We start from the raw sequence: 12068 nt of genomic DNA on the forward strand, positions 1-12068 counted from the left end.
CGCTGATGCGACGGCCGCGCGGGGTGGAGCGTCGATCATTACAGCTGGAAGATGTAAGGTTATGTCGTACGCACCTGCATTCGTCGAACACCACACGAAAGACCGCACATGAGCGATGAGCTGACCACCGCCGAAGTCCTGGTTCTGATCGAAGAACAGACAGGCAAGGCCATGTCGGCGTCGACGTGGAACTCCTATGTCTCACGCGGGCAGGCTCCCAAGGCTGCGCGGCATCTCTCGCGCACTCCCCTGTACTCGCGGCAGACGATCGAACAGTGGATCGTGGACCGTCCCGGCCGGGGTGCGAGAACCGACCTGCGACAGTAGGGTGCCGACCACTGTCAAGAAGTCTTGACGATGCGCGATCGGCGGATCGCGTTCCATGCAACGACGACGGCCCGGACATCACATGATGTCCGGGCCGTCGCTGGTGCTGGTGGGGCTCAGTCGTCGGTGACGGCCTCGTAGGCGGCAGCGACGGTGATGTTGCCGATCGCGGCCTGTTCGACCGGGGTGAGAGTGTGGCCGCTGTCGGCGAGGAAGGTCAGGTAGCTGTCGATACCGACCATGCCTCGGTAGTGCTTGGCCGAGAAGCGCCAGTAGTCCTTGGCGTCCTGCGTGCCGGTGAGGCGGGCTTCGAAGGCGGTGAGCACGCGGGCCAGCAGCAGCACCTCGGCGCGTGCGGCGGTAGCAGTCTCGGCCTTGTCGGCGGCACTGGTGAGCGGGGTGTTCATGATCTCGGCGTAGCGCTCGGCGCACTTGGATTCGGTGAACACATCACCGTGGACGGCGAGAGTGCCGATCATCCACTTGGTCGCGTTCTTCGGCGCGCTCTTGCTCGCGAGCAGACCGGTGAGGAAGCTGCGGCGAAGATCGGTGGCCGTCGCTCCGGCGCGGTTGAGGGCCTTGACCTTTCGGCGTTCGGCGCGCTCTTTCTCCACGCGCTCTGCTTCGGCGCGAGCGGCCGCTCGCTGCGCTGCGGTCAACCCGTCGTCGCTGTCCTGGTCATCGTCCTCGCCTGCGATCAGTGCAGCAACCGTGGGTGCCATGGTGAGGTCTGTGTCGGCGAGATGGTCGCGGTGGAGGAAGAACTCGAACTGCCACTGCCGGATCTGCTCGACCGAGTCGAAGTGCACTGCGCCCTCGTCCGGTTCGGCCTCGGCGTCGTCTTCGGTGTCGAAGTCGATCTCGCTCTCGTCGAGTTCCTCGCGGGTCTTCTTGTCGATCCAGATCAGGCCGGGGGTGTGGACGTGGACGTGCCACAGGTGCGGGGCCTGCTCGGGGGTATCGGCTGGTACCGCGTCGCCGCCGGCGGTGCGTAGGTCCGCGAGGGAGAACCACTGCCCGGTGTGGGTGGAGGGTTCGTCGTGGAGCAGCGCGAAGCCGCGTGCGGTGTAGTCGGCGGCTGCGTCGGCCGCGTCGGCGCGCTCGCCGATGCGGCGGCGAAGCTTTTCCAGTGGCCACACGATTCCGTAGTCGCGGTCGAGGATCTTCTCGATCGCCTCGGCGACCCACGGTTCACGCTCGGCGACGGCTTCGAGGTCGGCAAGCAACGCGGCGCCTTCGAGGGAGAGCTGCCCGTCGTCGACGCGGCGGCGTGCGTGTGCCGAGCGTCCTGCCCGTCCGGCTTGTTCGGTGTAGTCCTTGCGCAGTGCGAGTTTCTTCGCGACCGCTGGGACGGTCATACCGAGGTCGAGGAGCTGGGAGACCGCGACCATACGTTGGCCTCGGGTGAGGCCGGTGCGGTGGTCGTTGGACACGACCTGGGCGGTGATTCGCTCGATGGTCGCAGCTTTGTCCTCGGCGGTTTCTTCTCGCACGAGAACGGGGATCGAGGTCAGACCTGCCTCTCGGGCTGCGAGGGTTCGGCGTTGACCGTCGATGACAGCCAGGGTGCCGTCAGCGCGGCGGACGGCCGAGATGGCTTGCAGGACGCCGTGTGTGGCGACCGATTCGATGAACTCGGGGTCGGCGGTGATGTCGACGTTGTCGCGGACGTTGGCGGCGGTGTCGAGCTGATGCGGATCCGTCTCGACGAGCGTGGTGGTGGGCGGTGCGGTCTCTGTGATGGTCATCGGTGTAGCTCTCCCCGTCGTGTGCTGATGTGGTGTGATGTGCGGCGGGGAACCGGGCAGATACCAGCTGCCCGGTTCCCCGCCGAAAACTTGTTCATTCCGTGAAGGTCAGGCGCGGTCGGCGGCGACGATGACGGCCTTCCAGGTGGGGTCCTCTCCGCCGGTGTGGTCGATGTCTTCCCACTCCCCGATCACCTCGTAGCCGGATTCACGGAGAAGCTGGGTGGCTTCGTCGGGCGTCCAGTCCATCGGCGCGTGCTCTTCGATGCCCGTGGCGGCGATGTACTCGCGTTCGCTTCCCTCGCTGCGAATCGAGACTCCCCATTCGCGGCCGAGTGGCGCGAATGGGGAAAGTGACGGCGGTGAGGGTGGCTGCTGTTTCTATCATACCCCAAGTTTACAGCATGAGACTGTAATGTCAAGCGCGGCAACGTGATTCGGCGATGACGGCGTTGATCGTCCCGGTCACCGGCTGGCGGTGCGCACGAACACCGAGCCGTACACCGTGCATCTGTCCTGCAACCGAAAGATGCCCTGCCACAGCGGGAAAGCTGCGACAGGGCATCTCGGGCCAGGCCACACGTCCGGTTCGCGTCCGGGTGTCATGCAGGCGGGGTGGTCTCCTCCCGCCCGATCGAGTACATGATGATGGCGGTCAGTCACTCTCGCGGGTGTTGCGGGCGCGGTCGATGATGTCGTCCGTCGCGATTCCCTCCAGGAAGGTCGGCCTGTGCGCTCTGCGGGTTTTGCGGAGGTACACGATCGGCAGTGCTGTGCACACCACAATGAGAGCGACGGCAACCGCAGTGTCGGTTGTAGAGAAGGCTGGTCTGCTGAGCGCGGAGACAGTGAAGAACAATCCGGTGAGAGACCAGTAGACCACTGCTTGGTTGTAGTTCCTCGTAATGGACGGTCCGACGATGTAGTGGCGGGTGTAGTACAGCGCCAGGCCGAGTGTGAGAGCGGCGAGCATGAGGGCGATTTTGGCGAGTGTGACGCTGGTGTCCATGTTGTCCCCCTGGGTTGATCGATCGATGGCGGTGTGGTCAGGGTTGTGTGGGTCGGCGGGTGTGCTGGGCTGTCAGGACGTTGGCGTTGATGGTCCGGATTGTGTCGGCGTCGGTGCCGCGCGCCCAGTTGCGCACCGCGAATGCTGCACCAAGGGTTCCGAAGGTCAACGCGACAAGTGCGAGATCTGCACCGCCGCGCCAGATGAGGGTGAGGTTGTACACCGCAAGGCCGAATGCGGCGACAAAGAGCAGAAAGTCGAGGGCATGTAGAGCGCGTTCGCGATGGTCACTGTAGGTAAGAGCGGCGGCCGTGTAATCGCTGACGTGCTTGTCGGTGTAGTCGTCGAACAGTGTCTCGCGGGCCTGTCGTTGGGCTGTACGTGCGGTGATGATGTTCATCGGTTGGTGTTCTCCCCCTGCGATTGGCGTCGTAGTGCCTGCGATGGTGCCAGGTCGGTCCGACAGGTTCCACCTGCTCGCGCCGACCTGAACACGGATTTCAGCTGGTGAGTTGCTTACGTGTGGCGGTTTCTATGGCGGTCTTGGCTCGGTCGTAGACACGCTCGGGCACGGTCATCAGACCGTCCGAAAGCCGCTGCACCGTGGCTATGGCGGTGGCGCGTTCTCCTGCTGCTGCGGTGTCGTCGAGTGCGAGCCCCAGTGCGTTGCGGATGCGGCGTACGGTCCGCTTGGTGTCTTCGGTCTGTACGCCCATCCCGATGGCGCGGGCGTAGGTGTCTGCGGCCTTCCAGGCGGTGAGCGCGGCACGGGAGGCGTCGGCGAAGGCCTGCACCCGCTCGGTACTGGCGGGGCAGGTGTCGGTGTTCAGTGCCCCTGCGGCGGCGAAGGCGTCGATGAACGCTGCGGTCCGTGGCTGGTCGAGGTCGTCGAGCAGTGGGCGAGTGAAGATGGCGTACGGGTCGGCGAGGTAGGCGGCGTAGGCGTCGGCGACCTGGGCGTAGACGGCCTTTGCGGCCGCGAAATCGTCGACGAGGACCGTATGGGCTGTGCGGCGGTCGAGGATGCGGTGCCGGGTGCGCACGATCAGGTAGGCAGCGAGCGCCGCGATCACCAGTGCGCCGAGCACACCGCCGATCCAGATCAGAGGTGTCCAGTCCGTCGGTTCGCTCGGTGCTGCGGGCCTCGTCACAGCCACCGGGGTGGTCGTCGGGGCCGGGGTGGGTGTGGCGGTCTCGGTGGCCTCAGGCATCGCTGCCGTATCGGAGTCGGTTCCGAAGAACACGAACCGGAGCCCAGCAGGCAGGACCGCGAGAACCAGCCCTCCGAACAGCATCATCCCGGCCTTGTCGGCCCCCTCGGTGCGACCGACGAATCGCTGGCGTGCGATCAGCATTCCGCCGGCGCATAGCGCCATGATGCCCAGGACGGTGCCTACCCACATGATGTAGGAGAAGACGGTCTCGAAGTCTGCGGAGTGGGGAGGTTGGGCTCCGACTCCGCTCGGGGTCGGGGATTGAGCGAGGACTGTTGCGGTGTTCATGGGCAGGCCTTTCGTGAAGTGGGGATTTCGGCGGGTGTGGGCCCAGTGCGGGTGTCGAGGTGGGCTTGGGCGACGCTGTGGGCTTGGGCGACGCTGTGGGCGATGTCGTAGCCGCCCCAGGGGGATCGGCCCGGTACCGAGCGCAGGCCGGGTGCGGTGCGGGTGGTGATGACCGGCCAGCCGTCCGGACGTTCCCCGATCTTGTTTCGGGTCTTCTTCTTCCAGGCGTCAAGCTTGTCCCACGGCGGGGGTGCGACAGCATCATCGAGGTCGTCGAGCCAGCCGGGGTGGGCGTGATCGAGAGCGGCGTTGACGGCGTGGTTCTCGCCGCTGACATCGCCCGATTCCCAGGTGCAGCCGGTGCACGCACCGCGATAGACCAGACCGCCGACGCACTGGCAGGGCGTCTCGTCGCGGCGTCGGTTGCAGATGCAGCCCAAATCCACCGTCAGCACAGTCGGCTGGCAGGTGTCGGTGCCCTCGCTCGGGGCAGTCAGGTCGACTGTCCAGGCGTGGGAGTCGCAGATCGACCGGAAGTGTCCCCATTTCTGCGTCCAGGCATCGAATTCGGCGGTTCGTGCCTCGATGCCGCGCGCGGGGCTGGCGAACAGGATCGGGATGCCGTGGAGGCGTTCGCGGCGGTCTTGCTCGTCGGCTTCGAGGTCGGCGAGTGCGTCGAAAATGTCGAGTTGGCCTGCGATGTCGCTCATACCCAGCGTCCGATCCTCGACGGGCGGGGCATCGACTGCACCGCCAGTAGCAGTCGCAGATCCTCGCCGTCGACGGTGACCGGTAATAGTCCGCTGTACCAGGCGTGGGGTTCGTCGACGAGGACGAGTGCTTCGACGCCGCCTCCCGGCACGGTGCGGTACTCGAGGATGTCGACGACGGTCCCGCTGTAGTGGTGATCGGTGGAAACAAGTTTCATAACAATGCCTTTCATCGCTCTGGGTGCGTCTTCGGATGCGCCGACGACAGTGGCGTCGAGGACAGCGGCGTCGACGAGGGCGGTCATCAGAGAACCTCCACGGTGTAGGTGATGCTGTATCCGGCGTCGAAGGTGTATGCGGTCACGACGTAGCGGGCGTCGGAGAGCTGGCGGAGCCAGGCGTTCTCGTTGCAGGCGTACTCGTAGGCGTCCGGGTCGTTCCGGACCAGGTCCGAGCGCAGGGCCGTCGCAGACGGTTCGACGCCCCTCTCCGACCACGGCAGACCGTCCGGGGCCGGGTAGACGCCGGTCTCGATCGACAGCGGCATAGCCCTCTCGGCCAGAGATTTCAGCTCGCGGTAGATGCCGATCAGGACGACGCCGGGTGCGGCGGCAGTCAAGGTGACCGGGTCGATGTCCAGGACGAGGTCTACGGGCGCTCTCTCGTCCACGTCGATGGTGCGGGTGATGACGAGCATCGTCGTCTCCTTCTCGGGACTGGCCCGGCAATGTTTCTTGTGTATCTAAATGGCGGTGAGGTCGAACTCGCACGCACTCGCTCGCGCCGTGGTGGTAGCGGAACGAGACCGAGTTCGCCTGTGGGACTTTGGCGGTCTAGTTGTTGACGAGTTGGCTGACGCGTTGGTGTGCGACGCCGAGGAGGGAGCCGATGTCGCGGACGGGCACGTCGGCGGCGGCAAGTTCTTTCGCGAACTGAGCCATCTCCGTTTGCACGCGTGCTTCCTCTTCGCTCAGACGGGCGCGGCGGTCGCGGATGGTGCGGACACGCTGCGCGAGGTCCTCTCCCCCGGCGGCCAGTTCGATGCGTTGTTCGATCGCGACGTCGGCGAGGGCGACTCCGGTTTCGAGGGCGATGAGTTCGCGCGCCATGGTCGGTATGTCGTCGATCCTGCGGGCTTGGGTGAGGGCATCGAGTTCGGGGATGGCGATCATCCACCACTTGCCGTCTCGGGTCACCTCGACCTTGTATGCCGTGCTCACTGCTGCGCCTCCTTCATGGCCGCGAGAATCTTCCGGTACACGCCCGGGGAGATCCGCCGGTGCCCGTCCGGGACGGTCACTTTGACCGCACCGTCGGACGAAACCCAGGTGGTGTGTGATCCGACTGTGCGCGCCGGGGAGAATCCGGCCGCTTTCAGCTCTTTGACCACTTTCCGTGTGGGCTGCTCCGTAACCATGACTATAGTCTAGCGCACTAGCCACTATCAAGGCAAGTGCACTAGACAGATATTCCTCGGGCGTTCGACGGGCCGGTGCCGCAGCAAGGCAGGCAGTGACAACGCTTCTGGCCTGGTGAGAGACACTGGATACACCCGATCCGAAAGGACACCATTCATGCCCGATCGAGTCGACAGTGCCGGCGACCACGCTGGGGCCGGTGACAGCACTGGGGCCGGCGAGAGCACTGGGCGCTCGTGGGCGCGTACTCGGCAGAGTTTCTCGTGCACCGAGCAGGTGTGGGCAGAGGCGAAAGCTGCGTGGAGCTCGGTGCGGCGTGAGTATCTGGCGTGGACGCAGTGGCTGGAGGCGGCGTTGGCGCTCAAGGCCGCAGCGGTGCGCACCGAACTGGGCCGCGGCGTTCTCGCCCCTGCTCCGGATCGATTGCCGACCGGGCGGCGGATTGCGGCCGATGCGCCATCGGGCCGCTCTCGGCGGGCCTTCACCTGCTCACCCGCGGTGTGGGCACAGGCGCGGGCGGCGTGGTGGGCACAGGAAGAGTCGTACCCGGCGTGGTCGGACTGGGTCGAGGAGGCAATCGTCGAGATGACCGCCCGCACCACCGCGCGGTAATGCGCGCGCGCCGCGGCGCCGGTCAGGATCGCAGTTGCCTGGTGGGGTTCACCGCGCGCGGCCGCAGGTGGAAGTAGTCGTGCCATTGCTGCGCAGCCTGTCTGCTCATCCCGAGAATCGTGCCGATCTTCGCCCACGAGACCTGCTGCTCGCGTAGCCGGGTCACGATCGCGAACCGGTCTGCCAGCAGAGTCGAGGCGAGAAACGCATTGACCTCGAGCGCGTCGAGATCCGATATTGCGTTCTCCACGCGTGCGTCCGCACGTTCCTGCATTGCCTTCGCACCTTTGAGCTTCACCTCGACCGCAGACTCGGCAAGCTCGACATCTTGCAGCGCCGCTTGATATTCGTTGTACAGCGCCATCAGCTCGGCCGCGTCGAGATATTCCGTCGATTCCATAGCGTCAAGATATGTTGACGGCCACGTCGATGTCAAGATTTGTTGACGTTTGGCATATTATGGAATTTGAGGACAGATGAATTCGAACGCGGCGTTGTTTGCGTTTCCCGTTGGGGTGCCAGAGAATTCTGGCCATGGCTGGTTTGCCGCGCTGAGTTGGCTCCGCGTGCTGCACCAGGTATACGCCATGTTGATTGCCAGACCCAGGGGCACTGTCTTACCTTGAAAGCCTGGTTGACCTTGGAGGATCTGCCGTAGATCACTGCAAGCGGCTTCACTGAAACGTTGTTGGCCACCAGGAGGTGTGTCGGAGACCAATTGGTTGATGCCGAGTGCCTCGTTGTTCGAGAAGAAGACTTCAGGGGTGAGCGCTGTCGGTGATTCGGGGTACCAGCCGGTCACGGTGTTGGCGTACTCCCGCGAATCCAGATTTGCAGGAAGCGCACTGTCCGCGCATTGTTCCGCGCTATCCCTCCCTGATGTCGTCTCTGGAACAGCCGACGACTCCAAGTTGGCGCCTGTGCCTTCGCCTACCGATTGCGTGGAGCAACCCGCGGCGAGACATACTGAGACAACACAAGCGATGGTCAGACCGCCGAAGCGCCTGGCGATGTTCCGGTTGGTCATGGCCGCACTTTATCCTGGGTACGTCGAGGTTGGACCATCACCGCGCTTCCAGTTCATCCATTCAAATGAACGATCAGTGCGTGCACCGCAGTCGAATTTCGTAAGGAAATCGACTATCTCGGCAAACGCTTGCTGGGACTTTATGACAATGATGATTCGTCAATATTTCTTGACACCCAGCATGGTTGTTAATTCAAAGGCCGGGCGGCTTCGGCGGGACACCACTGCCGATCCACCTGCAGAAATCCCATGTCGTTGCCGGTGGGTATCCTGTAACTCAGACTGCAAATCCATTGACCACGTGCAGTTTTCGCCCAAGCATGCAATGTCCCCTGGACCTTGATGTCCATCGCGAGACCTTCGGCACGGACCTTGAGTTTGGTTCCGTCGCGAAACGAGCCTCCAGCGGCACCCGCGACCGTCAAACTGACGTCGACCAGCACCCGGTATCGGCGGATCCACGATTCGCCGCACGCTCGGCTCAAAGGTGGTGGGCCAATTCTCGTACAGCTCGTTCATTGCGCCGCCGCCAGTCGGCGCGTGGTCACGCCGCCCGCAGAACCGATGTCACTGCCGGAGGACCACGACAAGCGTCGCTCGCCGAATATCGGTGCCGTCACGGTGTAGCGGCCGGTGCGAGCAGGTGCTCCGCGTCCGTGGACGGAGGTTTCGATGGTGATCGTGCGCAGCCGCCCTCGCCCCCGTTCGATGCCTCCGACGGCGACAGGGCGAGATTCGATGGTCAGGTCGAGACCGGGCATCCGACCATCGGTGACCACCAATACCGCTGCGTGGCTTCGGCATCGAGCGAGCAATGCTCTGGCGCGGGTCGGTGGTATGTCGCGTCCTCCGAGGGTGGTCACGACCAAATCAACCCCGTCGAGACAAATGCTGGCGGCGTCGAGAGCCGTGTTGGGGTCCCCAGGGTCGACCAGTGCGACCTTGGTGAGATCTCCGCCGTGTTCGTGGACGGACAGTAGTCCGAGCTTGGGTTGGCCGATGACGGCGACGTGGTGGCCGGCTGCACTGGCTGCTGCAACCAGTCCGACGAGAACCGATCCGGCTCCCGTGATGGAGAGGGCTGTTCCGCGGGCCAGTGCGCCTTGTGGCAGCAGTTCGGCCATCGGCAGGGGTGCCGGGATGGTGCGGAGCGTGCGAGCGCGCACAGCGGGCGTGAGGACGTCGTCGGCGCCACCGCCACCGGCGGGAGGCGTTTGAGTCGGTGTCGACGACGCGGGCACCGGGGCGAGCGGCACCGATTGGGCCGGTAGGTCCGTAGGCGCATGATCGCGGCGGCCAGGGATCGCCGCCATCTTCCGGCGGAGGGCGTCGAGCTGCGCGGTCTTGTCGAGCCCGGTCAAGTCTGGGATCGGGTCGGCTGCGGCCATGGAATCGACCTTTCGCCGTGCCTGTGGGACGCCTTTACTTTAGTCGAACGCCTGTTCGATTGTCGAGTTCGGGAAGGCTCGGCGTAAGCATCTGCATGTCACCTGCGTTGCGCGGCCCTGACCAGTCGCCCACGGGTAGCGCGTCGAGTAGCTAACGCATCCGAGCTCTGCGCCGATCAATTGATCAACTGACAGGTTCGTAGCATCCGCCACGACCGACAGCACACGAGATGGCGAGAAACCTATGCCGCGCAGGGTGTACACCGGCTGCCGAGACTGCAAGAACTGCACGAACTCCGATTTTGCGCACACCGGCCGCAAGCTTGGGCGCGCGTCCGCCAGTGTCGTGACCCTCGGCGCGTCCGAAGTTGCCATGGCCACCCGGAAGAAGTGTCGTGCGTGCGGACACCAATTGAGCCTCCACTCGCAATTCGTCGATGCGGTTCACACCACGAGTGCACACACGGCCCCAGTACCGAGCCCACCGGCCTCGACAAACTCTGCCGTCGGCAGCGCACACGATGCTCGCGAGCCTGGCATCCTCAATCGGACGTACCGGCGGATCCACACGTTCTATACCCACCCCGATCGAGATACCAGGAGCAGACGTCGATTTGGCACTGCCGTGGCCTTAATTGTCTTCGGAGTAATCGGATCGATCGGGAACTTCGCAGACGGTGCCATCGGCGCGGGATTCACCGGGCTGGCCTTCGCGGTCGGAGGCGCGATCTGGGCTGTGCGGGAGAAAGTCGCAACCAAACGGGCACGCGACGCCGAAGTCATTGAAAGGGCTCGTGCGCAACATAATTCGATTGATCCGAACCAACAACTATACGGTGAGTATCAACCACCGAGCCTTAGTGCCGATGAGGACGAGACCTGACATGCGAACCGGACCTGCGTTGGTCGCTCGGGCAGGCATCTGTGATGTCGCCTGCGGTGGGCGGCCCTGAGCGGTCGCCCGCGGGGTATCGATGAGCCCGCAAAGTGTGGGTGACGCGCCGCAGCGCCGCGATGACCTCCGTGTCGTACGGATCGAGACCCTCGTCCCTGATGGCGTCCCGCTCGATACTGTCCATACCGACTTCGACGTCGGTGCCACCGCGCCGGTTCCCTCCAACAGTCGCGATGTATTCATTCGTTCGAATGAATACCGTTGCTGAGCGGAGATGCAGCCGGAGAAAATCAGTGTCCGAGATGGCAAGGACGGCGATCACCCAGCAGTAGGTTCGGGGTTGGGATCGAGGAGGACAGCGATGCGAGCAGGGTGGCACCCTGACCCCGAGGACCGCAACCGGATGCGGTGGTGGGATGGGCAGGTGTGGACCTCGGCGACCAAGTCCGCGTCCGAGACGCAGCCGCCTCCGCAGCTGACGCCGGTTCCCGGCGCCACGGCCCCGAAGACCCCCGGAGAGAAGGCCAAGGACCGCAGGAGACTGCTGTTCGGCGCTGGCGCAGCTGTGGTTCTCCTCGTGATCTTCCTGGGGTTCAGGAGCATCGTCAACGACCTGGACAGCCCAGAACGGAATACCAGCTCGGCATCGAACACCCGGCCCACCGGCTCCGCGATCGCCCAGCCATACCCGATGGCTGCACCGCCTCCTCCGAAGAGTGCCGAAGAGATCGCCGCGTCGGCCGCCGCCCAAGCCTCTGCCGACGAGAACGCCCGCCGCAGGGCCGAAGCCGAAGCAGCAGCAGTGTTCGACCGCGCCACGTATCCCGCGATTTCCGCGCGGGATCTGGCGTTGCTGTCAAAGAATCCCGATGCCAGTCGCGGCAAAAAGATGGTCCTCTACGGACAAGTCGCGCAATTCGACGCGGTAACCGGGACCAGCCTGTTCCGCGCCGATGTCGGCGCCTCACCCGGCTCCGGCTACGACCTAAATGTCTTGGTCACGGGCGATGCTGCAGTGCTCGGACCGATCGCGCAGGACGACTACGTCACGATCTACGGCCAGTTGACAGGCTCGCGCACCTACGAAAATCAGTTCGGTGGCAGCACGACAGCCGCGACGATGACCGCTTCGATCATCGACGTAACCGGCTGAAACAGCCGAGTCGAGGATTGAACAGCCCTCACTCGGGCATCCCAAGGCGATGCCGCCGACTCCCCTGCCTCCGATGCTCGCGAGTCCAGGCGCACCGCCGTCCGGAGCGCAGTGGGTCTTCGAGTGGAAGTGGGACGCAACTGCGCGGGTTCACAGAAACTCGCGGACGATAGCGGCGCAACTCGCGCGTGGGTGGAGCATCAACCCCTGAGGGACAACCGCATTCGCAGACTGGCGACCATCAAACGCCTCCTGCGGCCGCCAGCACAGCCTCGCGTT

Annotated in this window: 16 protein-coding genes; 3 read left to right on the plus strand and 13 right to left on the minus strand. The window is 64.5% G+C overall.

Annotated features, from left to right (window positions below; all coding sequences use genetic code 11):
- The first annotated feature begins 108 nt into the window (after nucleotides 1–108).
- Complete coding sequence (locus tag ACFULT_RS22220; protein ID WP_378482523.1) at nucleotides 109–327, plus strand: transcriptional regulator; 219 nt, start codon at nucleotides 109–111, stop codon at nucleotides 325–327.
- 116 nt (nucleotides 328–443) lie between these two features.
- Here the strand turns inward: ACFULT_RS22220 and ACFULT_RS22225 are convergent, their stop codons facing one another.
- From ACFULT_RS22225 to ACFULT_RS22270, 10 genes are all read right to left on the minus strand, one after another.
- Nucleotides 444–2075: a ParB/RepB/Spo0J family partition protein gene (locus tag ACFULT_RS22225; protein WP_378482524.1), complete on the minus strand. Its 1632-nt coding sequence runs from the start codon at nucleotides 2073–2075 to the stop codon at nucleotides 444–446.
- Nucleotides 2076–2183: 108 nt separating this feature from the next.
- Nucleotides 2184–2324 carry a hypothetical protein gene (locus tag ACFULT_RS22230; RefSeq protein ID WP_378482525.1) on the minus strand — a complete coding sequence of 47 codons (141 nt, stop codon included), beginning with the start codon at nucleotides 2322–2324 and terminating at the stop codon, nucleotides 2184–2186.
- Nucleotides 2325–2730: 406 nt separating this feature from the next.
- Nucleotides 2731–3084 carry a hypothetical protein gene (locus tag ACFULT_RS22235; RefSeq protein ID WP_378482526.1) on the minus strand — a complete coding sequence of 118 codons (354 nt, stop codon included), beginning with the start codon at nucleotides 3082–3084 and terminating at the stop codon, nucleotides 2731–2733.
- Nucleotides 3085–3121: 37 nt separating this feature from the next.
- Entirely contained in the window at nucleotides 3122–3484 is a 363-nt protein-coding gene (locus tag ACFULT_RS22240; RefSeq protein ID WP_378482527.1) for a hypothetical protein, read from the minus strand.
- Nucleotides 3485–3584: 100 nt separating this feature from the next.
- Nucleotides 3585–4586, minus strand: a complete 1002-nt coding sequence (locus tag ACFULT_RS22245; protein ID WP_378482528.1) for a hypothetical protein — start codon at nucleotides 4584–4586, stop codon at nucleotides 3585–3587.
- A complete protein-coding gene (locus ACFULT_RS22250; RefSeq protein WP_378482529.1) occupies nucleotides 4583–5296 on the minus strand; it encodes a DUF6349 family protein in 714 nt (237 codons plus the stop codon). The genes ACFULT_RS22245 and ACFULT_RS22250 overlap by 4 nt, the downstream gene beginning before the upstream one ends.
- Nucleotides 5293–5601, minus strand: a complete 309-nt coding sequence (locus tag ACFULT_RS22255) for a hypothetical protein (RefSeq protein ID WP_378482530.1) — start codon at nucleotides 5599–5601, stop codon at nucleotides 5293–5295. The genes ACFULT_RS22250 and ACFULT_RS22255 overlap by 4 nt, the downstream gene beginning before the upstream one ends.
- Nucleotides 5601–5993, minus strand: coding sequence for a hypothetical protein (locus tag ACFULT_RS22260; protein ID WP_378482531.1), 393 nt, complete (start codon nucleotides 5991–5993; stop codon nucleotides 5601–5603). The genes ACFULT_RS22255 and ACFULT_RS22260 overlap by 1 nt, the downstream gene beginning before the upstream one ends.
- 136 nt (nucleotides 5994–6129) lie before the next feature.
- Nucleotides 6130–6516 (minus strand): HicB family toxin-antitoxin system, encoded by a 387-nt coding sequence (locus ACFULT_RS22265; protein WP_378482532.1) that lies wholly within the window; start codon nucleotides 6514–6516, stop codon nucleotides 6130–6132.
- The gene (locus ACFULT_RS22270) at nucleotides 6513–6713 is read right to left on the minus strand and encodes a type II toxin-antitoxin system HicA family toxin (RefSeq protein WP_094628041.1); all 201 of its coding nucleotides are present in this window, start codon (nucleotides 6711–6713) and stop codon (nucleotides 6513–6515) included. Before ACFULT_RS22270 ends, ACFULT_RS22265 begins: the two co-directional genes overlap by 4 nt.
- A 157-nt stretch (nucleotides 6714–6870) precedes the next feature.
- Here ACFULT_RS22270 and ACFULT_RS22275 point away from each other — a divergent pair, with 157 nt between their 5' ends.
- The gene (locus tag ACFULT_RS22275; RefSeq protein ID WP_378482533.1) at nucleotides 6871–7326 is read left to right on the plus strand and encodes a hypothetical protein; all 456 of its coding nucleotides are present in this window, start codon (nucleotides 6871–6873) and stop codon (nucleotides 7324–7326) included.
- Nucleotides 7327–7348: 22 nt separating this feature from the next.
- On the opposite strand, the gene ACFULT_RS22280 is transcribed toward ACFULT_RS22275, so the two are convergent.
- The 3 genes from ACFULT_RS22280 to ACFULT_RS22290 form a co-directional block, all read right to left on the minus strand.
- On the minus strand, nucleotides 7349–7726 hold the full coding sequence (locus tag ACFULT_RS22280) for a hypothetical protein (protein WP_378482534.1): 378 nt from the start codon (nucleotides 7724–7726) through the stop codon (nucleotides 7349–7351).
- Between the two features lie 57 nt (nucleotides 7727–7783).
- Nucleotides 7784–8353: a hypothetical protein gene (locus tag ACFULT_RS22285; protein WP_378482535.1), complete on the minus strand. Its 570-nt coding sequence runs from the start codon at nucleotides 8351–8353 to the stop codon at nucleotides 7784–7786.
- Nucleotides 8354–8868: 515 nt separating this feature from the next.
- The gene (locus tag ACFULT_RS22290) at nucleotides 8869–9741 is read right to left on the minus strand and encodes a hypothetical protein (RefSeq protein ID WP_378482536.1); all 873 of its coding nucleotides are present in this window, start codon (nucleotides 9739–9741) and stop codon (nucleotides 8869–8871) included.
- Between the two features lie 1256 nt (nucleotides 9742–10997).
- On the opposite strand from ACFULT_RS22290, the gene ACFULT_RS22295 reads away from it, so the two are divergent.
- Entirely contained in the window at nucleotides 10998–11789 is a 792-nt protein-coding gene (locus tag ACFULT_RS22295; protein WP_378482537.1) for a DUF2510 domain-containing protein, read from the plus strand.
- Nucleotides 11790–12068 lie beyond the last annotated feature (279 nt).

It is taken from the genome of Rhodococcus sp. NPDC057297 (assembly GCF_042667435.1).
Lineage (GTDB): Bacteria > Actinomycetota > Actinomycetes > Mycobacteriales > Mycobacteriaceae > Rhodococcoides.

Bases quoted from the DNA above. Each gene is read 5' to 3' on its own strand.
- ACFULT_RS22275 (WP_378482533.1), top strand. From the start codon at position 6,871: ATGCCCGATCGAGTCGACAGTGCCGGCGACCACGCTGGGGCCGGTGAC.
- ACFULT_RS22220 (WP_378482523.1), top strand. From the start codon at position 109: ATGAGCGATGAGCTGACCACCGCCGAAGTCCTGGTTCTGATCGAAGAA.
- ACFULT_RS22245 (WP_378482528.1), bottom strand. From the start codon at position 4,586: ATGAACACCGCAACAGTCCTCGCTCAATCCCCGACCCCGAGCGGAGTC.
- ACFULT_RS22280 (WP_378482534.1), bottom strand. From the start codon at position 7,726: ATGGAATCGACGGAATATCTCGACGCGGCCGAGCTGATGGCGCTGTAC.
- ACFULT_RS22255 (WP_378482530.1), bottom strand. From the start codon at position 5,601: ATGACCGCCCTCGTCGACGCCGCTGTCCTCGACGCCACTGTCGTCGGC.
- ACFULT_RS22295 (WP_378482537.1), top strand. From the start codon at position 10,998: ATGCGAGCAGGGTGGCACCCTGACCCCGAGGACCGCAACCGGATGCGG.
- ACFULT_RS22235 (WP_378482526.1), bottom strand. From the start codon at position 3,084: ATGGACACCAGCGTCACACTCGCCAAAATCGCCCTCATGCTCGCCGCT.
- ACFULT_RS22285 (WP_378482535.1), bottom strand. From the start codon at position 8,353: ATGACCAACCGGAACATCGCCAGGCGCTTCGGCGGTCTGACCATCGCT.
- ACFULT_RS22230 (WP_378482525.1), bottom strand. From the start codon at position 2,324: ATGGACTGGACGCCCGACGAAGCCACCCAGCTTCTCCGTGAATCCGGC.
- ACFULT_RS22260 (WP_378482531.1), bottom strand. From the start codon at position 5,993: ATGCTCGTCATCACCCGCACCATCGACGTGGACGAGAGAGCGCCCGTA.
- ACFULT_RS22270 (WP_094628041.1), bottom strand. From the start codon at position 6,713: ATGGTTACGGAGCAGCCCACACGGAAAGTGGTCAAAGAGCTGAAAGCG.
- ACFULT_RS22250 (WP_378482529.1), bottom strand. From the start codon at position 5,296: ATGAGCGACATCGCAGGCCAACTCGACATTTTCGACGCACTCGCCGAC.
- ACFULT_RS22240 (WP_378482527.1), bottom strand. From the start codon at position 3,484: ATGAACATCATCACCGCACGTACAGCCCAACGACAGGCCCGCGAGACA.
- ACFULT_RS22225 (WP_378482524.1), bottom strand. From the start codon at position 2,075: ATGACCATCACAGAGACCGCACCGCCCACCACCACGCTCGTCGAGACG.
- ACFULT_RS22290 (WP_378482536.1), bottom strand. From the start codon at position 9,741: ATGGCCGCAGCCGACCCGATCCCAGACTTGACCGGGCTCGACAAGACC.